The sequence below is a fragment of the Qipengyuania citrea genome (assembly GCF_024171405.1).
GTDB lineage: Bacteria > Pseudomonadota > Alphaproteobacteria > Sphingomonadales > Sphingomonadaceae > Qipengyuania > Qipengyuania profunda.
On the sequence record NZ_JALJZT010000002.1, the window covers coordinates 532,314 to 553,565 of the forward strand.

Sequence of the window (21,252 nt, forward strand, 5' to 3'; positions counted from 1 at the left end):
CTTTCCTGCAGATCCCAATGTTGGTCTTTGACTGAAATCAGGGTGGAAAGCGGACCCAGACTGGTAAACAACCATCGTCATTGACAGAACCTTGTTACCAAGTTCATGAAAGTGAACATGAATTTGGTCGTTTCTTCCGCCATTCTCTCTGCCATGCTCGTTTCAATTCCCGAGCCTTCGTCGGTTTCGGCCGAAGAGCTGGGAGAGTTGATACTCGAAGAGCGCTCTTCCCAACCGATCGCGAGCCAAGCCCTTCGGCCTCCCCACATTCTCCGCCGCAATCCCGTCCTCCTCCTCAACGAACAGGCGATACGCCAAGGGCTGCCATGCCTGCGCACGCAATGGCGCATCAGGCTGACACCGACCGGGGAGGCTAGCGATACGAAAGTCTGGTGGGTTGACAGGGCAAGAGGGATTCGTAGCCAACGCCAGATTGCTCCGGTAGATTCTTCGGGAGCTTGTCCTGACGAGGGCTATGTCGGTATATCCGATCACCAGTCCGAGGAAATTGATCGAGCCGGCTGGGGGCTCGCTCGCTATCGTGCCTTTTTGAAAGGTGACGAGGAGATTGACTATCGTTGCGTGGCCGAGGACCCGCCGTTTCTTGAAGTCTGCTCTGAGGTTGAGGGGTTACGCGAATGGCTTAGCCAGAAAACGCCAACCTATGTCGGGATCAGCGCTCAACGCGTTTGGATCAAAATCGACAGTACGAGCGATGCCGAGATCACCTTCGCCTCTCCCCACCGATTGACCATCAAATTCCATTATCCCGTGCCCTTCTAGCTGCACGCCTCAAGCTGCCTTAACAAACACGTCGGCAATCGGGTCGTTTGCCGACGGTCAGATTTTGGCGAGAAGCATCCGGTAGCTGCCGGTCTGTTTTCGCGCATCGGGCCGGTCAGGCGAAATGACCGAATTTGGGTGGAAAGCGGAAACCAGGACTATTAGTCTGAAGGTATGTCATACGTATCAAGGGCGGGCCGGATGACGCGCTTCAATCGTCGGTTCGGCCGCATCTTTATCCCCATCTGGATAGGGCTCGCGCTCCTGTTTACGATCGCTGCTGCTGCTGATAGCGTTTGGCAGTTCGGATGGGGTTACAGCAGCGAAGATGCATTGCTTGGTTTAGGCATGGTAGGCTTCGGCTTCTTGTTTTGGCTAGCTTGGCACTGGATGCTGAAACTCATCGACTGGCTGAATGCGATCTTCCTTGGGTCCGACGCAGGAGAAGGCGCGCGAGACTGAGGTTTGCTAGCCCTGAAACGTCAGCAATCGGGTCGTTAGCTGCCCGTCCGTTTCTGGCGAGAAGTATCCGGTAGCTGCCGGTCGGCTTCCGGGCATCGGGCCGGTCAGGGGGATAGACCGATACAGGGGTGGAAAGCTGACGAAAGTCAGTCGGACTCTTCAACGCGAATGCAGGCTCTAAAACCTCCGCCCTCTGTATCCTGGCGATGCCAGACTTCGACGACATTGTAGTATTTGAAATAGCCTGGCGGCGTGTCGATTGAGAGATATTCTCCGATGCGGGGTAAAGATTCGAACTCCGCCGTAAATAGCGGTTTCAAAGCATCTTCGTGATCAAAGGCTTCTACGAGTGGCATAGCAGCACGTTACGCAGGCGCGAGAATGTCCGCAATCGGGTCGTTAGCGGCCATTCCGCTTTTGGTCGGGGCTCACGCGAATCTGCTAGCAGGCAGCCTGACCTTGGCTTGCCCGACCTGCGACCCCAGTGGATTGTCCAACCTTCACAAAATCACCAAAAATCAGGCGATTAGATAATTGTTTTGGTACCCCTGGCCGGACTCGAACCGGCACTTCAAAGAAACTCGATTTTGAGTCGAGCGCGTCTACCAATTCCGCCACAGGGGCACTGGGTCGGGAGCGCGGGGATTAGCCGCGCCCCGTGCAGGCATCAAGCCTTCAGCGCATTCGCCAGCAATTTGTGCAGCTTCGAATGCAGCGCATCATTGGCCGCGAGGACCTGCTTGGCATGGATCGGCTGCGAACGGCCGCGGAAATCGGATACGAACCCGCCCGCTTCGCGCACGATCAGGCAGCCGGCGGCCGTATCCCAATCGTTGAGATCGCTTTCCCAGAAGCCGTCGAACCGGCCTGCGGCGAGCCACGCCAGATCGAGCGAGGCGGCGCCGTAGCGGCGAATCCCCGCGACCTGCGGACCGATGGCCGCAAAGATCTTCGACCACTCGGTGAAATTGCCATGGCCCTGGAAGGGAATGCCGGTAGCGACCAATGCTTCGGACAGGCCGCGGCGTGCGGACACGCGCAGGCGTCCGTCATGCAGCCAGGCCCCGCGGCTCTTTTCGGCCCAGAAGGTCTCGTCGGTGACCGGGTTGTAGATCACCGCGGCGCTGACGTCGTCCCAGCCCCCGCCGCCAAGCTTGGGTTCCTGCACCGCGATGCTGATCGCGAAATGCGGGATGCCGTGGAGGAAGTTGCTGGTGCCGTCGAGCGGATCGACGATCCAGCGCGGCTTGTTTGCGTCACCTTCGATGATGCCCGCCTCTTCCATCACGAAACCCCAATCGGGCCGTGCGGCGAGCAGTTCGTCATAGATCGTGCGTTCGGCGATGCGGTCGGCCTTGGAAACGAAATCGGCCGGCCCCTTGCGGCTGACCTGGAGGTGCTCGACCTCGCCGAAATCGCGCCGCAAGCGGCCACCCGCCTTGCGCGCGGCCTTCTCCATTACGCGAATGACACCCGATAGAACGGCCATGGAAACTCTCTTATTCGGTCAGGACGCGGATCGAACGCGCCTGCAGGTGGATATCGCCCCACTCGCAGGCCATGTCGAACTTCGTGCCCTCGATATTGAAGGACTGGATGGCGAAACGACGCTTGGTTTCGCCTGCATTTTCAGCGCGATCGAGACCCAGCTTCGAAATCCCGGCGAACTTGAGCAGGCCGGGGTGGAAGCAGCAGTCTTCGTCGGCGCCCGGCGCTTCGTAGTCGGGATGCGCTTCTTCGAGGCAGAAATCCATTTCCAGCGTCAGCTCGTCATCGTTGATGATGACCGCGCGCAGAACGCTGCGGGTGATGTCGATGTTCTCGAACCGGCTGGCGATGGATTTGCCCATGAGCTTAGGCCTTGCCGACGTAGGACTGTTCGTAGACGTCGACGATGATCCGCGTGCCGCTTTCGATATGCGGCGGGACCATGATGCGCACGCCATTGTCGAGCACCGCGGGCTTGTAGCTGGACGAGGCGGTCTGCCCCTTCACCACGGCATCGGCCTCGACGATTTCGGCCTCGATCTGAGCGGGCAGTTCGACCGAGATGGGTTTTTCTTCCCACAGCTCGAGCTTTACCTGCATGCCGTCCTGCAGGAAGGCGCGCGCGTCGCCGAGCAGGTCGCTGGGCAGGGTGATCTGTTCGTAGGTGCTCTGGTCCATGAACACGAGCATGTCGCCATCCTCGTAAAGGAATTGATACTCGGCCGTATCGAGGCGCACCTTTTCGACCGTGTCCGCGCTGCGGAAGCGGACATTGGTCTTGCGGCCATCCTGCAGGTTCTTCATCTCGACCTGCATGTAGGCGCCGCCCTTGCCCGGCTGCGTGTGCTGGATCTTGGCGACCTTCCAGATGCCCGTTTCATATTCGATGATGTTGCCCGGACGGATGTCCACGCCGCTGATCTTCATGGGGAAGCTACCTTCGACTTGTAAAAGAGCAGGCCGCCCGTCGGGCGGTTGTGTGCGGCGCGCCTTAGCCGAGCGAGGCCGCGCGGGCAAGCGAGTGGAAAACCGCGGTCGGCGTTGCTATATGCATCGTCGGACGGATGATATGAAACAGCTTACCAAACTTACCCTGCTCGCCGCGCTGACGGGCCTCGCTCACGGGCCCGCCATGGCGCAGGGGCGGCTGCTGCTGCTCGACCAGGGCGAATATGTCTGTGCGCTCCCCGGCGATGCGAGCGGCGCTGCTTGGGTCGAACAGGAGGGCCGCGATTTCGCCATTACCGGCGGGTCGAGCTATCGCACCGTGCGCGGTGCCGGCACCTATCTGATGGAAGGCAAGCAGGTCACCTTCACCCGCGGTCCGATGCGCGGCACCAAGATGATGCGGCTGGGGTCCGGCCTGCTGCAGGAAGTCGGGCGTGACGGCAAACTGGGCCGTTTGCGCTGCCACCGCGTCGGCCCGACCAGCGGCTGACTAGTCGGCGGTTAGCAGCGGGTAGGGATTGACCGCATTCGCGGGCTCCCACCACTCGGCGTCCGCGGTCGTCTGCAGGATTGCGAAATGCAGGTGCGGGGCCTCGGCAGAGGCATTGCCCGAACTGCCCACCATGCCCAGCCGCTGGCCGCGGCGTACGCGCTGCCCTTCGCGCAGCCCCTCGGCATAGGCATCGAGATGCGCGTAGTAATAGATCGTCTCGCCATCGGTCGAGCGAACATAGATCGTATTCCCCCCGGCTTTCGAGCGGAACAGCTTCTCGATCGTGCCGGGCGCGGAGGACAGCACGCTGGTGCCCTTCGGCGCCATGATGTCGAGCGCTTCGTGCAGGCGCGTACCGCCGCCGCGCGAATCGCTGTACGTATCGGTAAGATCGGCGGGGCGGATATTCTGCACCGGGATCAGCAATTGGCGGGACTGCGCCGCGCTGGGCGCCGCCGCCAATTGCGCATCGAGCGCACCGACTGCCAGCACATCGCTATCCGTACCCGTTCCATCGGCTGACGTGTCGCTCGCACTCGGGCTCGGCGCGGCTTCGGCGGGCCGGGTCGCTTCACGCTGGCCGGTGCTGGTCGCGTTCTCGATCAGACTGCCACCCGCAACGATCCAGATCGCGCTGGTGATGGTGGCCGTTACGACGATGGTCAGGATGCGGTCGACGAGGTTCATGGGATCACCCTAACCGCTCAGGCTTCGAAAAGCACCTTTGTCGATTGCGACACCATCCCGGCAAGTCGCGCCGCGTCCCAATTGGTCAGCCGGACGCAGCCGCTGCTCTGCGCGCGCCCGATGGTTTCCGGATCGGGAGTGCCATGGATGCCGTAATGTTCCTTGCTGAGATCGATCCAGACGATACCGACCGGCGAATTGGGCCCCGGTGCCAGCGTATAGGTTTCGCCGTCTCCATTGCCGAGCACTTCGGGATCGTAGCTGTAGGGCGGGTTGTAGGCTTCGCCGACGATGTCCCATTCGCCTAGCGGGAGCGGAAACTCGCTCGACCCCGAGCTGACGGTGAACAGTGCGATCAGTTTGTCGCCCTGATAGGCTTTCAGCGTCTTGCCCGCCTTGCTGACCACGATGCGGTCGACCGAAGGCTGTTCGGACCCGACGCCAAGCGAGACGAGCGTGCGCTGCCAGCCGCTATCCTCGACCGAACGCGGCGCGATCCGGTCGGCACCGATATTGGGCACGCGGATCTGCTGGCCCGCGGCGAAAAGGCTGGTCGTTGCGGCGCTCGGTGAGCCGGTACCGCTGGCCTGCGGAGTGGGCGATGCGGTGGGGGTGGCGCTGGCCGAAGTCGTGGATTCGGTCCCGCCCATCCCCGCAGGCTTGCCGCCAGGATTGAGCTGTTCGAGCACTTCCACAGTCGTATGGAAACGCTCCGCCAGCCGTTCGTCGAGCGAAGTGTAGCCGAGCCGCTCCAGCTTGGCCTTCTCCGCCACATCCTCGGGCATGTCGGTATAGCTCGTCTCGCCCCAGGCTGCCGGGATCGTCACCACCCGCGTGGCGGGGATGCGGTCCCATTCGGAAAGTGCGCCCTTGGTCGCTTCGTCGAGCTTGCCGGTGACGGTGAGGTCATTCGCTTCCTGGAACCCGCGCAGCGCGTTCTCGGTGCTCATGCCCATCTTGCCGTCGATGACGCCGGGACCGAAGCCCACGCGGTCGAGCACGACCTGCGCCTGCATGATCGGGCGCTCTTCGGGATCGGGAATATCGGTGGTTTGCGCCTGGTCGCCCGACGCATCGTCGTTCGATGCCATCGTGTCGGCGTGGTTGTCCGTGCCATAGGTCTCGTAGCCGACATCGTCCCCGCTCTCGGCGCTGGCGACGCTATCGGTATCCTGGTCCTCGTCGGACCCTTGGGTGCCGCAGGCAACCAGGGCGAGCGATGAAACGGCGGCGAGAATAAGGGTGCGCATGAGGGGACCTCTCCTGGAATGACGGGACGCGACCGCCCCTTTCAGAATAGCCAACTCACGCGGCGGCAATTTGCTCCGCAAACGCTTTCACTGCAGCCACTTCGTCACCGTTCCAGACCGCCCCGGACACGGCGAGGAAATCGGCCCCGGCCTCGACCAGCGGCTGGCAATTGGTGGGCGTAATCCCCCCAATCGCGACGCAGGGGATCTCGAACAGATTGCTCCACCATTCGAGGATTTCGAGTTCGGGACGATGTTCGCTCGCCTTGGTCGTGCTGTCGAAGAAGGCGCCGAAGGCGACATAGTCCGCGCCCGCTTCGCCCGCTTCCATGGCGAAATGCTTCGACGCGTGGCAGGTCACGCCGATCTGCGCCTCGCGGCCCAGTTCCTCGCGCGCATCGCGCGGCTCGCCGTCGCCCTGCCCCAGGTGCACGCCGTCGGCCCCAAGCCGTTTGGCCAGCGCGACATCGTCATTAACGATGAAGGCGACGTCATGCGCCGCGCAGATCGCCTGCAGCGGCGCGGCCAACCGCGCCGCCTCGTGCTGGTCGAGCCCTTTCACACGGAACTGGAAGGCGGTAACCAGCCCGGGGCCCGCCTCGATCGCGCGCTCGAGCCGCTGGGGGAAATCGCCCGATACGTCGAGCGGCGAGATAAGATACAATTGGCAATCGGTCATCGGGCCGCCCTAATGCGCTCGGCGGGTTTCGTCACCTGTTCAGGCAGGTGAAAGCGGCGGCGCTTTCTATCGCCTGCATGAAAACCCTCCTTGCCTCCCTTATGCTCGCACCGCTCGCCGCCTGCGCGGTGATTCCCGACACGCCGCGCGCCAATGGCGACGCTGCCTCGCAAGGTAGCGCGGTCGCCATCGGTCAGCCGGTATGGACGGGCGATACGATCCTGACACCGCTGGCGGTGACCGAGGACAGCCGGTGTCCGATCAATGCGCACTGCGTGTGGGCGGGCAAACTGACCGTCTCCACCCGCATTGCCGCCACCCACTGGGCGCAGACCGCCCCGCTCACGCTGGGCGAACCCTACGAAGTGATGGGACGGACCTATGTGCTGGTGTCGGCCACGCCCGGGCAAACCACCGACCGGGAAATCCCGGCCGGCGAATATCGTTTCACTTTCGAGAGGCGCTGAGCCTCAGGCCACGCTGGCAGCCTGGATCTTGTCCATCGCGGCCGACAGCGTCGCATCGAATTCGGCATCGTCCTGCGCGGCGCGCAGGTCCTGCAGCAGACCGCGGCTGAAGCTGGCGATCATGCCGGGGTTCTTGGCCAGTTCGCGGCAGGCGTCGTCGGTCGAATAGCCACCCGAAAGCGCGACCACGCGCAGCACCTTGGGGTGGTTGGTCAGCCCGCCATAAAGCCCCGCTTCCTTGGGGATCGAGAGCTTGAGCATGACCTGCTGGCCTTCGGGCAATGCCACGAGGCCTTCCTCGATGGCTTCGAGCATGATCTTCTCGCCCTCCGCGCGGTCGGCGGCGGTGATGTCGTATTCGGGTTCGAGCATCGGGACGAGACCGCAGGACAGGATCCGCGCGCCTTCGGCGAACTGCTGGCGAACGGCTTCCTTGATGCCGACGGGGTTGGCTGACTTGATGACAGAGCGCATCTTGGTGCCGAACACGCCGAGTTCGCGCGCGCGGTTACACATCGCTTCGAGGCCGGGATTGGGCTTCATCAGCTGCGCGCCGTTGCGTTCGTCCTCGAGCCCCTTGTCGACCTTGAGGAAGGGCACGATGCCGCGTTCCTTGAGACGCGCGGGCACGCTCTTGCCGCCGCTCGTCCCGTCCATGGTCTTTTCGAACAGGATCGCGCCGATGACCTTGCCATTGCCGAAGCAGGGGCTCTCGATGATCCGCTGGCGCATTTCGTGGATCAGGCCGAACATCTCGTCTTCGGTGGTCCAGGTATCCTCGGCAACACCGTAACCGGCCAGCGCCTTGGGGGTCGAACCACCCGACTGGTCGAGCGCCGCGATAAAGCCCTGGCCCTCGGCAATACGCGCCTTCATTTCATCGAAAGTCATCTGGAAAACCCCGTCGCTGGTAGTGGTACTGCAATCGTATGCGCGCCGCATACAAAAGCGTCCTTAAGGCTGCAACTATGGCGCGAAACTATTGTCACAGTGATTTCACGCCGCGCCGAACCGGCGCCCGAAGTCCGCATGCGGGGGCATGGCCGCAAGCGTCTGATCGAGCTGCGCGCGGATCGTACCCAGCGCGCGGTCGAGCTGGCGCGGGTCGAAAGCCTCCGCGCGGCGATCATGCCGTTCGGGGATCACTCCGAAAGCCATGAGCAGGTCGATCCAGAACTGGCGATCGACTACCTCGCCATCGAATTCGGGCAAGCGACCCCGACTGCGGAACTGGTCGATCCGCAAGGCGAGCCCCTCGGGCGGCGCGGCTTTGCGCAAGTTCTGCCAATGCCGTTCGGTCCGCCGGTTGAGGAACATCGTCGCGGCGACCAGTTCATCGAACCGGGACACGCTGCGCGAATGGAGCTGGTTGAAGCGCCGCGCCTCCACCGACATGTCCGCGCTGGCGGGCAGGCATTGCGCAAGGTGCACCGCCTGCGTCAGAAGCAGCCGACCGTCCGCCGACAATAGCGACCCGAGCCGGGCAGAGGCGGGGCCGAGGCGGATCAAATTGGCCACCCATGGCGCCTGCAACGCAAAGGGCCGAGCCGTAGAAGGCGATGACTTTGCTTGAGCGATGTAGCGTGGCAGCGGTGCCGCATTGAGGTGCGCCCGAACCGCCACCCCACCTGCGAACGCCGTATCAAGCACGGGGAGCGCCATAGTCTCCCCGCCGTCCACCGTTTCACCCGGATCGCGCAGGTCTATAAACACATCGGCGGTCACCTCCGCGCCATCCTCGGTCCATGCGGCAAGCACCCGGCCATTGTCGTCGCGGTCCAGTCTCGCGATTTCGCCCGCGACGCTTTTAACCCGATCGTTGGGGAGGCGTTGGACGAGCAGCGAGGCCAGTGCCGAACTGTCGATGATCGCCAGCGGCCCGAGCATGGCGAGGGGCGAGTCCGGCGCATCTCCGGGCACGCCCATGCGCCCCTCGGCCGCAGCGCGGGCACAGAATCGGAAGCCCTCGTGCAGTTCGGCCAATCGGTCCATCGCCCCGGCCTCACCCGCGACGCGCCGCAGGATCTGGTGAAGCGCCAGGCCCCCGATGGCCGGAAGATCACCCGAGGGTGCGGCGACGATCTCCGACTCGGAGCCGAGAAAGCCATCGAGTGCATAGCCAAGCGCAAAATTCGCTCCGGCATGGGCGAGGTCCCATGCTTTCAGCTCCAGCGCGTGGAAGTAAGGATCCTCCACCGGCAGCGCGACGAGCTCACCGGAGCGGTCCGCTTCCTCGACGACCGTGATGGCAATGCTTGCGGGTAGCTGTGCGGAGAGCATGGCCGCCACCGGCCAGACGTCGGCTTTCGCGCCGAACAGGAGGTAGGAGCGGACGGGCTGGCTCATCCTGCGGTTTCGCCCAATGCCTCGAATGCAGCGCCAGATCGGGCAATGAAACCGAGATGATCGGGCATTGCCGCAGCGTCGCGGGCGATGCGCTGGTGAATCCCCTCAAGCCGGGTGGCGAGTTCGGCTTCGGGCAAGCCCGCGGTTCGCGGGTCCCATGCCTCGGGCACCACATTCTGGCCCAGGAACACCGATATCCAGCTCACCTGCTGGAACAGGCCATGCGCATAATCGGGCAGGATCGCACGGCAGCGAAAATCCTCGATCTTTTCCGCCAGGCTGTCGGGGATCGCCATGGTGCGCATCGCGCGCCAAAACTCCTCATCCTCGCGCTGGTTGGCGACATAATGCAACACGAGAAAGTCTCGGATACGCTCGAATTCGAGATCCATCAGCCGGTCGTATTCGCGCCTGTCGGCGGGTTCGATCGCCGCTCCGGGAAACAGGTCGACGAGATTGAGGATGCCGCTCTGGATCAGGTCGATGCTGGTCGATTCGAGCGGTTCGAGGAACCCGCCAGCCAGACCGATGGCGACGCAATTACCTTGCCATAGCGAACGGCGGCGCCCGGTCGTGAAGCGCAGCTGGCGCGGCTCTGCGCCCGCCTCGCCCTCCAGATTAGCCATCAGGCAATCGGCCGCGTCCTGATCGTCCCACCAGGCATCGCAATAGACCAGCCCGTTGCCCACCCGGTGCTGCAAAGGGATACGCCATTGCCACCCCGCCTTGCGTGCCGTCGCGCGGGTATAGGGGCCGTGATCGCCGCCATTGGCACAGGGAACCGCGTATGCGCGATTACAGGGCAACCAATGGCTCCAGTCCTCGAACGCCGTGCCCAGCGTGTCGCCGATCAAGAGCGCGCGGAAGCCCGAGCAGTCGATAAACAGATCGCCTTCGATGGCCTCGCCCGATTCGAGGACCACCGCATCGATGTCGCCGCTCTCGCCCTTGCGGCGGACCTCGGTGATTTTGCCCTCGCGCCGGACAACCCCCGCCTGCTGCGCGAGTTCGGCGAGCCATGCGGCATAGAGCCCGGCATCGAATTGGAAGGCAAAATCATAAGCCTGGCGCGCATCTTCCGGCTTCGGCGGTTCGAATCGCCCCGCCCATGCGGCGACAATCGGCAGCGAATAGTCGCCGATCGGTGCTGCCTTGCCCGCTGCGCGACCACGCGCCCAATAATCGATGAAGCTCGCTTGCCCGATCTCTTCGCCATAGGTGCCGAAGGGGTGGATGTAGCGATCACCGATCCGGCCCCAATCGCGGAATTCGATACCCAGCTTGATGGTCGCGGCGGTGCGCGCCATCATCTCGCGTTCGTCCAGTCCCAGCAGGCGGTTGAAGGTGCGGATCTGCGGCAGCGTCGCCTCGCCCACCCCGACCGTGCCGATGGCAGTGGATTCGACCAGCGTGATCGACAGGCCCAGCCGCCCGAGCAGGCGGGCCAGCGCGATCGCGGTCATCCAGCCCGCCGTCCCGCCGCCGACGATCACTACCCGGTCGATCTGCTGCGCTCGCGCGGTCATGCACAAGCCATAACCAGCGCAGGAAAGACCGACAACTGCGCGGGGTAACTATCTCGCCGCCCATGCGTATCTCAGGCAGACCCAAGGAGGAAGCATGCTCGACCGGACCCAAGAGACCTTGTGCGACGAAAACACGTCCGACTTTTCCGACCTCAAGGCGCTGACGATCAACTGCACGCTCAAACCCTCGCCCGAGGGGTCGCATACCGACAAGCTGCTCGGCGTGACCGAGGCGATCCTGGTGCGCAACGATGTCGCACTCGAACAGGTGCGACTGGTCGACCACGCGATCGCGCCCGGTGTCTATCCCGACATGACCGAGCATGGCGCAGCGCAAGACGATTGGCCCGCGATCTGGGACAAGGTCGCCGCCGCCGACATCCTCGTGATCGGCACCCCGATCTGGCTCGGCGAGAAAAGTTCGGTCTGCCAGCGACTGATCGAACGCCTCTACGCGCATTCGGGCCAGACCAACGACAAGGGCCAATACGCTTTCTACGGCAAGGTCGGCGGCTGCATCGTCACCGGCAATGAAGACGGCATCAAGCATGTCGGCATGGGCGTGCTCTATTCGCTGCAGCATGTCGGTTACACCATCCCGCCGCAGGCCGATGCCGGATGGGTCGGCGAAGCCGGCCCTGGTCCAAGCTATGGTGACGCCAAGGAAGACGGCCAGGGCTACGAAGGCTTCGACAACGATTTCACCCGCCGCAACACCACCTTCATGACGTGGAACCTGATGCACATGGCCCGCATGCTGAAGGATGCGGGCGGCATTCCCGCATGGGGCAATTCGGTTGACCTGTGGCAGGAAGGCCGCCGCTTCGACGCGCCCAATCCCGAATATCGCTAGCGGGCGAATTCCTCGAGGAAGCGCTGCGCGATCGGGCTTTCGGCGACTTCGGCCCTGACCAGCGAATTGCCCCACCAGATCGCCTCGGTATTGGCGAGCACGATCAGTGTCAGCCGCTTGCCGGGCACCTTGAGGTAGAGGGCGGAGCCCTTCTGCTCGTTCCAGCCCGAATGCCACAGCAGGCGCTGGCCGTTCCAATCCTCGAGGAACCAGCCGCGCCGGTAGTCGCCAAGCGGGCCGATATCGGCTTCGACCAGCTCGCGGATCAGCGCTGGCGGGATGAGCACGCCGGAATCGAAGGCGATATCGAACTTCGCCATCTGCAGCGGGCTGGCAATGATACCCGCAGCCGCGCGGAAATCGTCATCGGGCAGGACCTGTTTGACGAGGCGCCCATCGACCGGGTGGAAGGGCGGCGCGAGGAACCGCAGCGCATCGCCGCCTTCGGGATCGCGCCAGCCGAGCGCGACGTTGCGCATCCCCGCCGGCTCGGCCACGCGGTCACGCACGATGGCACGCAGGTCGCGCCCACCCGCGCCGCTGATCGCGCGGTCGATCCGCGCGTAGGCAATGGGGTTGTAGACGAAGGCCTCGCCATTGGCGCGCATGTCGAGCATTTGCGAGAGCGTCAGCGGCTTGGCGCAATCCATCGCCGACACTGCATTGCCGTGCCGGTCCACGCCGCCGCTCCCGAAGGGGATCGGGGACTGCGACAGCCAGTCGCAGGTGTCGGCAAAGCCTTCGTCCGCGCTCATCGGCAGGTCGAGCGACAGCCCACCCGCCAGTGCCTCGGCCATGATCGCCGTCGCGGCGATGGGCTTGGTGGTGGAAGCGATCTTGTAAGTCGTATCCGCGCTGGTTGCGACCTCGCCTTCGTCATCGGCCCAGCCGTAATGGCCTTCCCACGCGATCTGCCCGTCTCGGACGATCACCGCGCTCAGCGCCGGGACGCTGTTTTCCTCGCGGAATTCAGCCAGGAATTGGTCGAAGGGTGCGAACTCCTCCGCCGCATCGCCTGCTTGCGCCGAGGTGACCGAGGGCAGCAGAAGCAGGGCGAACAGGCAGAGAATACGCACGGTTCTATCTCCTGGTGATCTTCCGGATGATGCCGTTGAAGCTAAGCACCGGCTTGCCATCGGCGCGGATCATGCCGACGACATAGATCGTCTTGCCGCCCGCGCGCACGACTTCGCCGCGCGCCTCGATCAGCTGGCCGACGCTGGCCGGATCGAGGAAATCGCCCGCGAGATGCATGGTGACGCCATGCGATCCGGCGAGTTCGTCGGTCGCGATGGTGAAGATCGCGCTGTCGGCGAAGGTCATCATGCAACCGCCATGCATGAAGCCCGCGCCGTTCATGTGGCGCTCCTCCGCGCGGAAAGCGGCGACCATGCTGCCGTCGTCATCGCGCCGTTCGTAGAACGGGCCCGCGCGCTGCTCGAAAGCATCGCTCTGCCAGGTCGACCAGCCGGACCATTCGCCCTCGGTGACGGGTACGAGCCCGCCGCTCGCTCCTACTGCTTCGTTCTCGCTCATGCGGTCAGCGCCGCCACGCCGGGAAGCGGCTTGCCTTCCATCCATTCGAGAAAGGCGCCGCCTGCGGTCGATACGAAGGTGAACTCGTCCTTCACCCCGGCATGCGCGAGCGCAGCGACCGTATCTCCCCCGCCCGCGACCGAGATCAACGAACCGTCCAGTGTCAGCGCCGCGGCGGTCCGCGCCAGCGCGACGGTGGCGGTGTCGAAAGGTTCGGTCTCGAATGCGCCCATCGGGCCGTTCCACACCAGCGTGCGGCAGGTCTTGAGCACGTCGGCCAGCGCCTCGGTCGCCAGCGGGCCGACATCGAGGATCATCTCGTCATGCGCGACTTCATGGACGTTGCAGGTACGCAGGGACGCGGGGTTGGCGGCAAATTCCTTCGCCACTACGACATCATAGGGCAGGTGAACCGTGCAGCCCGCATGCGCGGCTTCGTCGATGATACGATTGGCGGTGTCGGTGAGCTCGTGTTCGCACAGCGACTTGCCGACATCGACACCCTTGGCGGCGAGAAAGGTGTTGGCCATCCCGCCGCCGATGATCAGGTGCTGCACCTTGCCGACCAGATTGGTCAGCACGTCGAGCTTGGTCGAGACCTTGGCCCCGCCGACGACCGCGGCGACGGGGGCTTCGGGATTACCCAGCGCAGCGTCGAGCGCCTTCAGTTCGGCTTCCATCGCGCGGCCCGCATAGGCCGGGAGATGGTGCGCCAGCCCCTCGGTGCTGGCATGCGCGCGGTGCGCCGCGCTGAACGCGTCGTTGACGTAGAAGTCGCCATGCGCGGCCATACCACGCGCGAATTCGGGATCGTTGGCTTCCTCGCCCGGCCAGAAACGGACATTGTCGAGTAGGCCGATATCGCCATTGGCAAGGATGCCGATCGACTGTTCGACCACGGGGCCCATGACCTCGGGGATGAACATGATCTCCTTGTCCAGCACCTTCTCGACATCGCCCTGCACGAAGCTCGTGCTCATGGTCGAATAGCGCTTGCCCTTGGGACGCCCGTAATGCGCGAGCAACAGGACCTTGGCACCCTTTTCGGCGAGTTCGAGGATGGTCGGCTTGACCGCCTCGACGCGCGAGACGTCGGTGGCCGAACCATCCTTCATCGGCAGGTTGAGATCGACGCGCACCAGCGCGATCTTGCCGGTGATGTCACCGAGATCGTCCAGGGTCTTGAAGCTGCTCATTGGTCGGGCGTCCTTTGGCGGAACTTGGCGTTAGAGGAACTTCGCCATCACGCCGGCGGTGTCGATCATGCGGTTCGAAAAGCCCCATTCATTGTCGTACCAGCTGACGACGCGGGCAAGCTTGCCTTCCATCACGCTGGTTTCGAGGCTGTCGATGGTCGAGCTGGCCGGATAGTGGTTGAAGTCGCTGCTGACGAGCGGCTGGTCGGTATAGTCGAGCACGCCCTTCATCTTGCCTTCGGCGGCTTCCTTGAGCGCGCCGTTCAATTCTTCGACGCTGGTGTCGCGGCCGGGGGTGAAGACGAGATCGACGAGGCTGACATTGGGCGTCGGCACGCGCACGCTCGAACCGTCGAGCTTGCCCGCCAGTTCGGGCAGGACGAGGCCGACCGCGCGCGCCGCGCCGGTGGTTGTCGGGATCATGTTCTGCGCGCCGCCGCGCGCCCGGCGCATGTCGCTATGCATCTGGTCGAGCATGCGCTGGTCGTTGGTGTAGCTGTGGATCGTGGTCATGAACCCGCGCTCGATGCCGACGGTGTCGTGCAGCACCTTCGCCATCGGCGAGAGGCAGTTGGTGGTGCAGCTGGCGTTCGAGACGATCACGTCCTCGGCGCTGAGCGTTTCGTGGTTCACACCGTAGACGATCGTGGCCGAAACGTTCTTGGCCGGGGCCGAGATCAGCACGCGCTTGGCGCCCGCCTTGAGATGCGGTTCGGCCGCTTCGTGGCTCTGAAAGAAGCCGGTGCATTCGAGGACGATGTCGACGCCCTGGTCGCCATGCGGCAGGTCGCCCGGATCGCGCTCGCTGGTGACCGCGATCGACTTGCCGTTGACGATGATAGCCTTGTCGCCGACCTCGACCGTGCCGGGGAAACGGCCATGCGTGCTGTCATACTGGAACAGCAGCGCATTCGACTTGGTGTCGGCCAGGTCGTTGATGCTGACGAGTTCGAGATCGTGATCGCCACGCTCGAGAATGGCGCGCGCCACGAGGCGGCCGATACGTCCAAAACCGTTGATTGCAACCTTCGTCGCCATTGCAAAAACTCCTGCTTAACCGTTCAGTTTGTTCATGATTTGCGGAACGATGGCGTCCGCAGTGAAGCCGAATTTCTCGAACAGATCACCCGCTGGCGCGCTAGCGCCGAAGCGGTCGATGCCGATCCGCAGACCCTTGGTCATCGTGTAGCGATCCCAGCCGAATGTCGTCCCCGCCTCGATGCTGACGCGAAGCGTTTCGTCGGGCGAAACATCGGGAAGCAGGTCTGCCTTGTAGGCATCGTCCTGCTCGTCGAACAGCTGGGTGCAGACCATCGAGACGACGTCCGCGCCGATGCCCGCCTTTTCCAGTTCGGCGGCGCATTCGGTCGCCAGGCTGACTTCCGATCCGGTCGCGATCAGGATGACCCGGCGCGGCGATTCAGCGGCCTTGAGACGATAGGCCCCGCGTCCGCTGAGGTTCTCCGCAGCCGCCTCGGTGCGCAGCTGCGGCAGCCCTTGGCGGGTCAGCGCAAGAACCGTCGGGCGGTCCTTCTCGCGCAGCGCGATGTCCCAGCATTCGGCGGTTTCGACCGTGTCTGCGGGGCGCATGACCAGCAGGTTCGGGATCATCCGCAGCGACTGGATGTGTTCGATCGGCTGGTGCGTCGGCCCGTCTTCACACTGGATGTGTTCGATCGGCTGGTGCGTCGGCCCGTCTTCACCCAGCCCGATGCTGTCATGCGTCATGACATAAACCACGCGGGCCTGCTGCAGCGCGGACAGGCGGATCGCGGCGCGGCAATAGTCGGTGAACACCAGGAAGGTGCCGCCATAGGGGATCACACCGCCATGCAGCGCCATGCCGTTCATCGCCGCGGCCATGCCGAATTCGCGAATGCCGTAATAGATATAGCGTCCGCTGCGGTCGTCGGCGGTGAACGGGCCGACGCCCCCCGCCTTGGTGTTGTTGGACCCGGTCAGGTCGGCGCTGCCGCCGATCGTATCGGGCAGGTTGGCGTTGATTTCGCCCAGCGTCATCTCGCTCGCCTTGCGCGTCGCGACCTTCTGCGGTTCGTCGATCAGCGACTGGATATAAGTGTCCAGGCTGAAGTTCTCGGGAAGATCGCCCGCCATCCGGCGTTCGAATTCGGCCTTGTCGCCATGCGCCTCGAGCCGGTTGCGCCATTCGGCCCGCGCCGCCGAACCACGCTCGGCCGTCCCGCGCCAGTCGGACAGCACCTGTTCGGGGATTTCGAACGGCGCCGCCTCCCAGCCCAGCGCCTCGCGGACTGCAGCGATTTCATCGTCGCCCAGCGGTGCGCCGTGGGTGGCACTGGTGCCCTGCTTGTTGGGTGAGCCCTTGCCGATGACCGTCTTGCACGCGACCAGCGAGGGCCGTTCGTCGGCCACCGCTTCATCGAGCGCGCGGCGGATGTCGTCGAAGTCGTGCCCGTCGCAGCTGACGACATGCCAGCCGGTCGCTTCGTAGCGCGCCTTGATGTCTTCGCTGGTCGACAGGTCGGTGGTCCCGTCGATGGTGATGTTGTTGTCGTCCCACAGCACGTTCATGCGGCCGAGCTTGAGATGACCGGCAAGACCGATCGCTTCGTGGTTGATGCCTTCCATCAGGCAGCCGTCACCCGCGATTACCCAGGTGCGGTGGTCGACGAGGTCGTCGCCGAATCCCGCGTTGAGGTGCCGCTCGGCAATCGCCATGCCCACCGCCATCGCCAGACCCTGCCCAAGCGGGCCGGTGGTGCTTTCGACGCCGTCGAGCAGGAAGTTCTCCGGATGTCCGGCGCAAGGGCTGCCAAGCTGGCGGAAATTGCGGATGTCCTCCATCGTCGGGGCGGCATAGCCCGACAGGTGGAGCAGGCTGTAGATCAGCATCGAGCCATGGCCCGCGCTGAGCACGAAGCGGTCGCGATCCGCCCAGTCGGGTGCGGCGGGGTCGTGCTTGAGATAGTCGCTCCAGAGCACGGTCGCGACATCGGCCATGCCCATCGGCATGCCGGGGTGCCCCGAATTCGCCGCCTGCACCGCATCCATCGAAAGTGCCCTGATGGCATTGGCCATCTGGACCATGCGAGCGGTGGCAAGACTCATGGGATTTATTCTCCGGAAACTGGGTCGATTCGACGCGCGCGAAGCCTTCGCGGAGCGTAGGCGCGAGGTCAACCCGCGCTCCGCGCCATGCACAGCCGGCAATTCCCTCATTCCACTTATCAACAGAATAGGCCAAGCCTTTGACCGGACGCGGCAATCTTGGTATTTCCCACGGTGTCATGAGTTCGCAACGCATTCAATCGGCGATGGACCGCATCGACCGCGCGCTGGCGCGGATCGAAACGCAGGCCGCGCTTGCCTCGCATTCTCCCGCGCCGGACGCGCCGACCAATGCCGAACTCGTCGCCCGCCACGAGGCGCTGCGCGAAAGCGTGACGACCACCATCTCGCAGCTCGACGCCCTGATCGAAGGGCGGGCCCCATGAGCGATGTCAAACTGGCGGTCGGCGGGCGCAATTACACCGTTTCCTGCGCCGATGGGCAGGAAGATCACGTCCAGCGGCTGGCCGGCATAATCGACAGCAAGCTGGGCTCGATGGGCGCCAACCTGTCGAGCTATGAAGCCAAGAACCTGCTGTTCGCCGCCTTGCTGGTGGCCGATGAACTGGACGAGGCCAAACGCGCGGCAGAGCCGCCCCCGGAACCCGATTTCGACACCGAGCGGCTGGCCGGACAGCTCGAACGGATGGCGGCGGCGCTGGAGAATGCGGCATCGACCCTTGAGGGCGAGGCCCCCGCGTCCTAGATAGCATGATGGCGGGGCTACCCGGCACGAGCCGCATGAACATCCCTGAGGCTATAAGCATTCCTAGGGAGCTGTCCCTGTCCTAGTCTACCGGTTCGGCCGTGGGACCGGGACATACGGAACCCACCTGACGTTTACGCGTCAGAGGATTTCGCCGGAAACGACCCATGGTGGTCCCGCCACTTTCCGGACTAGCTATCGGCACCAGCCCGCGCCCTTCACCGGGCGGCGCCGACAGCCATCGACACATGGTGATAGCGCACCCACGAGCGAGGCCGTTGGACGCCCCGCGCCTCTACCGATAAGGACTTCCGCGTGACCAAGGACGAGCTTCGCAAACACCTGCGCATTACGCGGCGCGAGGAAGCCACCGCGCTACCCGAAAACATGCGCGCGCTGGTATTCAAGCGCCCGCCCGCGCCGCTGCTCGAACTGGTCCCCGAAGGTGCCGTGGTCGGCCTGTACCGCGCCAATCCCTATGAAGCGCCCGCGGCGTCCTATGCCAAATTCTTCTTCGAACAGGGGTACGATCTCGCCCTGCCCCGCTTCGCCGACCGCGGCGCGGCGATGCACTTCGCGCAGTTCAGCGACCCGTTTGGCGAAAGCGATCTCGAGACCGGCCCGTTCGGACCGCTGCAACCCAGGGCCGATGCCGCGGCGCTGGAACCGCGCGTGCTGTTCGTGCCGCTGGTCGGGTTCACTGCCGAAGGCGCCCGGCTTGGCCAGGGCGGCGGGCATTACGACCGCTGGCTCGCAGACCACCCGGAAACGACTGCCATCGGGCTTGCCTGGGACGGCCAGCGGGTCGATGACCTGCCCACCGAGGCGCACGATATCCCGCTTGCGGCAGTCGTTACGCCCACCCGCATCTATGGACCGTTCGCATGAGGCAAGAACCCACCTGGCGCATCCCGGTCGGCATCCTCGGATTGCTGCTGGGTCTGACCATCTATGGCGTGGTTATCGCGCGCTATGCGCCCGGGCTGATCGGCGACTGGCCGACGCTGGTCCAGACGCTGATCTATGTCGTGCTGGGGCTTGTCTGGCTGCTCCCGCTGCGGCGCTTCCTCATCTGGATGGAAACCGGCCGCTGGAGCTGATTGCCAAGTAGACTGCCCTACCCTAGCCTCCCTGCCCAAGGGAGAGGGCATGACCACACGCGAAGCGGTGGCCGACAAACCGTCGGTCTGGCTCAAGCTGGCGCACGGATCGGGCGCTGCCGCGTTCGGCATCAAGAACGGCGGCTTCGACTATTTCCTTTTGCTGTTCTACGGCACGGTTGTGGGGCTCGAACCCGGCCTCGTCGGGCTGGCGATCCTGATTGCACTGGTGGTCGATGCGATCAGCGATCCGCTGGTCGGCTATTGGTCCGACAATCTGCGCAGTCGCTGGGGACGGCGCCATCCCTTCATGTATGCCGCGGCACTGCCCGTTTCGCTGAGCTATTTCCTGCTGTGGAATCCGCCCGACTGGGGCCAGGCGGGATTGTTCCTCTACCTCACCGCGCTGGCGGTGCTGATCCGCACCTTCATCACCTTTTACGAAACGCCCAGCTCGGCGCTTATTCCCGAGCTGACCGCCGATTACGACGAACGCACCAGCATGCAGGCCTATCGCCTGCTGTTCGGCTGGTCGGGCGGCACCGTGATGAGCATTGTCGTATTCGGATTTCTCTTCACCGGGCCGCTGGGAATGCGCGATCCGGAAGCCTATGCGCAATACGGGATCATCGCGTCGGTACTGATATTCGCAACGATCATGATTTCGGCACTGGGAACGCATAGCCGTATTCCCCATCTCCACCGCCCGGTCGCGCGGGGCGAGCGGTTCAGCATCGGGCGCATCTTCAGCGAGATGATCGAGACGCTGAGCGAGAAAAGCTTCCTCGCTTTGTTCGTCGCCACCGTGCTGTTCGCCATTGCTACCGGACTGTCGGCGGCGCTCGCCTTCCTGATACTCAACTATTTCTGGGGGTTCAGCGAGTTTCAGATCTTCATCTGGACCTGCTCGGTGCTGCTCTCCGCCGTGATCGGTTTCCTGATTGCGCCATGGGCGACCCGCAAACTCGGCAAGAAGCGCGCGACCATCGTTCTGGGCCTGCTCGCCTTCACCATCCAACCCTCCCCCGTCCTGCTGCGGCTGGCCGGGCTGATGCCCGAAAACGGCGACCCGCTGCTGTTCCCGCTGGTGCTGGGTATCAATGTGATCGACCTGGCGCTGATAATTGCGGTGCAGGCGGTGGCCTATTCGATGATCGCCGACCTGGTCGAAGCCAATCAGGTGCGCACCGGTCGGCGTTCGGAAGGCGTCTATTATGCGGCGATGACCTTCACGCGCAAAACCACGCAGGGGTTCGGCGTGCTCGCGGCGGGCCTGATCCTGTCGCTGATCGACTTTCCCGAAGGTGCCGACCCGGCGAGCGTGGACCCCGATATCCTGTGGCGGCTGGGTGCGTCCTACGCGCCCGCATTGCTGATCCTGTGGCTTTCCGCGCTGTTCTTCATTGCGCGTTACCGGATCGACAAAGGCATGCATGAAGAGAACCTGCGCCGACTGGCGGATGCGGAAAAATCCGCATCCGCCTAGGCGTCAGACTATTGTCAGAAAACGTCCCAAGTGGCGCGAGTGACGGGGCTCGAACCCGCGACCTCCGGCGTGACAGGCCGGCACTCTAACCATCTGAGCTACACCCGCTTGAAGCGTTGCACCGCTTGGGAGCCGCGCCACTAAGGCAGGGTCCGATTC

General features: G+C 63.9%; 25 protein-coding genes and 2 tRNA genes. 10 read left to right on the forward strand and 17 right to left on the reverse strand.

What is annotated here, in order from left to right; translation table 11 throughout:
* The first annotated feature begins 105 nt into the window (after positions 1-105).
* Both J2S32_RS03450 and J2S32_RS03455 read left to right on the forward strand, forming a co-directional pair.
* Entirely contained in the window at positions 106-783 is a 678-nt protein-coding gene (locus J2S32_RS03450) for a hypothetical protein (protein WP_253516273.1), read from the forward strand.
* A gap of 201 nt (positions 784-984) precedes the next feature.
* Complete coding sequence (locus J2S32_RS03455) at positions 985-1,245, forward strand: hypothetical protein (RefSeq protein WP_253516276.1); 261 nt, start codon at positions 985-987, stop codon at positions 1,243-1,245.
* Between the two features lie 146 nt (positions 1,246-1,391).
* Here J2S32_RS03455 and J2S32_RS03460 read toward each other — a convergent pair whose 3' ends face one another.
* From J2S32_RS03460 to efp, 5 genes are all read right to left on the reverse strand, one after another.
* A complete protein-coding gene (locus J2S32_RS03460; protein ID WP_253516288.1) occupies positions 1,392-1,601 on the reverse strand; it encodes a hypothetical protein in 210 nt (69 codons plus the stop codon).
* A 184-nt stretch (positions 1,602-1,785) separates the two neighbouring features.
* Positions 1,786-1,869 (reverse strand) — tRNA-Leu (locus J2S32_RS03465).
* A gap of 43 nt (positions 1,870-1,912) precedes the next feature.
* A complete protein-coding gene (locus tag J2S32_RS03470) occupies positions 1,913-2,734 on the reverse strand; it encodes an inositol monophosphatase family protein (RefSeq protein ID WP_253516290.1) in 822 nt (273 codons plus the stop codon).
* A 10-nt stretch (positions 2,735-2,744) separates the two neighbouring features.
* Positions 2,745-3,095, reverse strand: coding sequence for a hypothetical protein (locus tag J2S32_RS03475; RefSeq protein ID WP_253516293.1), 351 nt, complete (start codon positions 3,093-3,095; stop codon positions 2,745-2,747).
* A 4-nt stretch (positions 3,096-3,099) separates the two neighbouring features.
* Positions 3,100-3,660: an elongation factor P gene (gene efp / locus J2S32_RS03480; protein ID WP_253516300.1), complete on the reverse strand. Its 561-nt coding sequence runs from the start codon at positions 3,658-3,660 to the stop codon at positions 3,100-3,102.
* A gap of 142 nt (positions 3,661-3,802) precedes the next feature.
* Here efp and J2S32_RS03485 point away from each other — a divergent pair, with 142 nt between their 5' ends.
* Complete coding sequence (locus tag J2S32_RS03485) at positions 3,803-4,171, forward strand: elongation factor P (RefSeq protein ID WP_253516303.1); 369 nt, start codon at positions 3,803-3,805, stop codon at positions 4,169-4,171.
* Here the strand turns inward: J2S32_RS03485 and J2S32_RS03490 are convergent, their stop codons facing one another.
* From J2S32_RS03490 to thiE, 3 genes are read right to left on the reverse strand one after another with little or no spacing between them, the layout of a single operon-like run.
* Positions 4,172-4,861, reverse strand: a complete 690-nt coding sequence (locus tag J2S32_RS03490; RefSeq protein WP_253516306.1) for a M23 family metallopeptidase — start codon at positions 4,859-4,861, stop codon at positions 4,172-4,174.
* A gap of 17 nt (positions 4,862-4,878) precedes the next feature.
* Positions 4,879-6,111 (reverse strand): L,D-transpeptidase family protein, encoded by a 1,233-nt coding sequence (locus tag J2S32_RS03495; protein WP_253516309.1) that lies wholly within the window; start codon positions 6,109-6,111, stop codon positions 4,879-4,881.
* A gap of 55 nt (positions 6,112-6,166) precedes the next feature.
* On the reverse strand, positions 6,167-6,790 hold the full coding sequence (gene thiE / locus J2S32_RS03500; RefSeq protein ID WP_253516311.1) for a thiamine phosphate synthase: 624 nt from the start codon (positions 6,788-6,790) through the stop codon (positions 6,167-6,169).
* A gap of 77 nt (positions 6,791-6,867) precedes the next feature.
* Between thiE and J2S32_RS03505 the strand changes: the two genes are divergently transcribed.
* Complete coding sequence (locus J2S32_RS03505; RefSeq protein WP_253516312.1) at positions 6,868-7,257, forward strand: hypothetical protein; 390 nt, start codon at positions 6,868-6,870, stop codon at positions 7,255-7,257.
* Positions 7,258-7,260: 3 nt separating this feature from the next.
* On the opposite strand, the gene J2S32_RS03510 is transcribed toward J2S32_RS03505, so the two are convergent.
* From J2S32_RS03510 to J2S32_RS03520, 3 genes are all read right to left on the reverse strand, one after another.
* Positions 7,261-8,148: a fructose bisphosphate aldolase gene (locus tag J2S32_RS03510; protein WP_253516314.1), complete on the reverse strand. Its 888-nt coding sequence runs from the start codon at positions 8,146-8,148 to the stop codon at positions 7,261-7,263.
* A 105-nt stretch (positions 8,149-8,253) separates the two neighbouring features.
* The gene (locus J2S32_RS03515; RefSeq protein ID WP_253516318.1) at positions 8,254-9,603 is read right to left on the reverse strand and encodes a tryptophan 7-halogenase; all 1,350 of its coding nucleotides are present in this window, start codon (positions 9,601-9,603) and stop codon (positions 8,254-8,256) included.
* On the reverse strand, positions 9,600-11,129 hold the full coding sequence (locus J2S32_RS03520) for a tryptophan halogenase family protein (RefSeq protein ID WP_253516327.1): 1,530 nt from the start codon (positions 11,127-11,129) through the stop codon (positions 9,600-9,602). Before J2S32_RS03520 ends, J2S32_RS03515 begins: the two co-directional genes overlap by 4 nt.
* A 94-nt stretch (positions 11,130-11,223) precedes the next feature.
* Here J2S32_RS03520 and J2S32_RS03525 point away from each other — a divergent pair, with 94 nt between their 5' ends.
* Positions 11,224-11,982 carry a flavodoxin family protein gene (locus J2S32_RS03525; RefSeq protein WP_253516331.1) on the forward strand — a complete coding sequence of 253 codons (759 nt, stop codon included), beginning with the start codon at positions 11,224-11,226 and terminating at the stop codon, positions 11,980-11,982.
* Here J2S32_RS03525 and J2S32_RS03530 read toward each other — a convergent pair.
* From J2S32_RS03530 to J2S32_RS03550, 5 genes are read right to left on the reverse strand one after another with little or no spacing between them, the layout of a single operon-like run.
* On the reverse strand, positions 11,979-13,058 hold the full coding sequence (locus tag J2S32_RS03530) for a serine hydrolase domain-containing protein (RefSeq protein ID WP_253516334.1): 1,080 nt from the start codon (positions 13,056-13,058) through the stop codon (positions 11,979-11,981). The genes J2S32_RS03525 and J2S32_RS03530 overlap by 4 nt on opposite strands.
* Before the next feature lie 4 nt (positions 13,059-13,062).
* On the reverse strand, positions 13,063-13,518 hold the full coding sequence (locus J2S32_RS03535) for a PaaI family thioesterase (protein WP_367398966.1): 456 nt from the start codon (positions 13,516-13,518) through the stop codon (positions 13,063-13,065).
* The gene (locus J2S32_RS03540; protein WP_253516337.1) at positions 13,515-14,714 is read right to left on the reverse strand and encodes a phosphoglycerate kinase; all 1,200 of its coding nucleotides are present in this window, start codon (positions 14,712-14,714) and stop codon (positions 13,515-13,517) included. The genes J2S32_RS03535 and J2S32_RS03540 overlap by 4 nt, the downstream gene beginning before the upstream one ends.
* A 30-nt stretch (positions 14,715-14,744) precedes the next feature.
* Positions 14,745-15,752, reverse strand: coding sequence for a type I glyceraldehyde-3-phosphate dehydrogenase (gap, locus tag J2S32_RS03545; RefSeq protein WP_253516340.1), 1,008 nt, complete (start codon positions 15,750-15,752; stop codon positions 14,745-14,747).
* A 15-nt stretch (positions 15,753-15,767) separates the two neighbouring features.
* The gene (locus J2S32_RS03550) at positions 15,768-17,801 is read right to left on the reverse strand and encodes a transketolase family protein (protein ID WP_253516343.1); all 2,034 of its coding nucleotides are present in this window, start codon (positions 17,799-17,801) and stop codon (positions 15,768-15,770) included.
* Between the two features lie 179 nt (positions 17,802-17,980).
* On the opposite strand from J2S32_RS03550, the gene J2S32_RS03555 reads away from it, so the two are divergent.
* The 5 genes from J2S32_RS03555 (at position 17,981) to J2S32_RS03575 (ending at position 21,093) form a co-directional block, all read left to right on the forward strand.
* On the forward strand, positions 17,981-18,187 hold the full coding sequence (locus J2S32_RS03555; protein WP_253516347.1) for a hypothetical protein: 207 nt from the start codon (positions 17,981-17,983) through the stop codon (positions 18,185-18,187).
* Positions 18,184-18,507 (forward strand): cell division protein ZapA, encoded by a 324-nt coding sequence (locus J2S32_RS03560; protein WP_253516350.1) that lies wholly within the window; start codon positions 18,184-18,186, stop codon positions 18,505-18,507. Before J2S32_RS03555 ends, J2S32_RS03560 begins: the two co-directional genes overlap by 4 nt.
* A 315-nt stretch (positions 18,508-18,822) precedes the next feature.
* A complete protein-coding gene (locus J2S32_RS03565; RefSeq protein ID WP_253516353.1) occupies positions 18,823-19,395 on the forward strand; it encodes a 5-formyltetrahydrofolate cyclo-ligase in 573 nt (190 codons plus the stop codon).
* Positions 19,392-19,607 (forward strand): DUF2842 domain-containing protein, encoded by a 216-nt coding sequence (locus J2S32_RS03570; RefSeq protein ID WP_253516357.1) that lies wholly within the window; start codon positions 19,392-19,394, stop codon positions 19,605-19,607. Before J2S32_RS03565 ends, J2S32_RS03570 begins: the two co-directional genes overlap by 4 nt.
* Positions 19,608-19,656: 49 nt before the next feature.
* Positions 19,657-21,093 carry an MFS transporter gene (locus J2S32_RS03575; RefSeq protein ID WP_253516360.1) on the forward strand — a complete coding sequence of 479 codons (1,437 nt, stop codon included), beginning with the start codon at positions 19,657-19,659 and terminating at the stop codon, positions 21,091-21,093.
* A gap of 31 nt (positions 21,094-21,124) precedes the next feature.
* Here the strand turns inward: J2S32_RS03575 and J2S32_RS03580 are convergent.
* A tRNA-Asp gene (locus J2S32_RS03580) sits at positions 21,125-21,201 on the reverse strand.
* Between the last annotated feature and the right edge of the window lie 51 nt (positions 21,202-21,252).

What these genes read in the sequence shown, in the direction of transcription:
- J2S32_RS03470 (WP_253516290.1), bottom strand. Translation starts at nt 2,734, where the DNA reads ATGGCCGTTCTATCGGGTGTCATTCGCGTAATGGAGAAGGCCGCGCGC.
- J2S32_RS03535 (WP_367398966.1), bottom strand. Translation starts at nt 13,518, where the DNA reads ATGAGCGAGAACGAAGCAGTAGGAGCGAGCGGCGGGCTCGTACCCGTC.
- J2S32_RS03505 (WP_253516312.1), top strand. Translation starts at nt 6,868, where the DNA reads ATGAAAACCCTCCTTGCCTCCCTTATGCTCGCACCGCTCGCCGCCTGC.
- J2S32_RS03510 (WP_253516314.1), bottom strand. Translation starts at nt 8,148, where the DNA reads ATGACTTTCGATGAAATGAAGGCGCGTATTGCCGAGGGCCAGGGCTTT.
- J2S32_RS03455 (WP_253516276.1), top strand. Translation starts at nt 985, where the DNA reads ATGACGCGCTTCAATCGTCGGTTCGGCCGCATCTTTATCCCCATCTGG.
- J2S32_RS03560 (WP_253516350.1), top strand. Translation starts at nt 18,184, where the DNA reads ATGAGCGATGTCAAACTGGCGGTCGGCGGGCGCAATTACACCGTTTCC.
- thiE (WP_253516311.1), bottom strand. Translation starts at nt 6,790, where the DNA reads ATGACCGATTGCCAATTGTATCTTATCTCGCCGCTCGACGTATCGGGC.
- J2S32_RS03485 (WP_253516303.1), top strand. Translation starts at nt 3,803, where the DNA reads ATGAAACAGCTTACCAAACTTACCCTGCTCGCCGCGCTGACGGGCCTC.
- J2S32_RS03555 (WP_253516347.1), top strand. Translation starts at nt 17,981, where the DNA reads ATGAGTTCGCAACGCATTCAATCGGCGATGGACCGCATCGACCGCGCG.
- gap (WP_253516340.1), bottom strand. Translation starts at nt 15,752, where the DNA reads ATGGCGACGAAGGTTGCAATCAACGGTTTTGGACGTATCGGCCGCCTC.
- J2S32_RS03520 (WP_253516327.1), bottom strand. Translation starts at nt 11,129, where the DNA reads ATGACCGCGCGAGCGCAGCAGATCGACCGGGTAGTGATCGTCGGCGGC.
- J2S32_RS03515 (WP_253516318.1), bottom strand. Translation starts at nt 9,603, where the DNA reads ATGAGCCAGCCCGTCCGCTCCTACCTCCTGTTCGGCGCGAAAGCCGAC.
- J2S32_RS03460 (WP_253516288.1), bottom strand. Translation starts at nt 1,601, where the DNA reads ATGCCACTCGTAGAAGCCTTTGATCACGAAGATGCTTTGAAACCGCTA.
- J2S32_RS03570 (WP_253516357.1), top strand. Translation starts at nt 19,392, where the DNA reads ATGAGGCAAGAACCCACCTGGCGCATCCCGGTCGGCATCCTCGGATTG.
- J2S32_RS03450 (WP_253516273.1), top strand. Translation starts at nt 106, where the DNA reads ATGAAAGTGAACATGAATTTGGTCGTTTCTTCCGCCATTCTCTCTGCC.
- J2S32_RS03575 (WP_253516360.1), top strand. Translation starts at nt 19,657, where the DNA reads ATGACCACACGCGAAGCGGTGGCCGACAAACCGTCGGTCTGGCTCAAG.
- J2S32_RS03490 (WP_253516306.1), bottom strand. Translation starts at nt 4,861, where the DNA reads ATGAACCTCGTCGACCGCATCCTGACCATCGTCGTAACGGCCACCATC.
- J2S32_RS03475 (WP_253516293.1), bottom strand. Translation starts at nt 3,095, where the DNA reads ATGGGCAAATCCATCGCCAGCCGGTTCGAGAACATCGACATCACCCGC.
- J2S32_RS03495 (WP_253516309.1), bottom strand. Translation starts at nt 6,111, where the DNA reads ATGCGCACCCTTATTCTCGCCGCCGTTTCATCGCTCGCCCTGGTTGCC.
- J2S32_RS03525 (WP_253516331.1), top strand. Translation starts at nt 11,224, where the DNA reads ATGCTCGACCGGACCCAAGAGACCTTGTGCGACGAAAACACGTCCGAC.
- J2S32_RS03540 (WP_253516337.1), bottom strand. Translation starts at nt 14,714, where the DNA reads ATGAGCAGCTTCAAGACCCTGGACGATCTCGGTGACATCACCGGCAAG.
- efp (WP_253516300.1), bottom strand. Translation starts at nt 3,660, where the DNA reads ATGAAGATCAGCGGCGTGGACATCCGTCCGGGCAACATCATCGAATAT.
- J2S32_RS03550 (WP_253516343.1), bottom strand. Translation starts at nt 17,801, where the DNA reads ATGAGTCTTGCCACCGCTCGCATGGTCCAGATGGCCAATGCCATCAGG.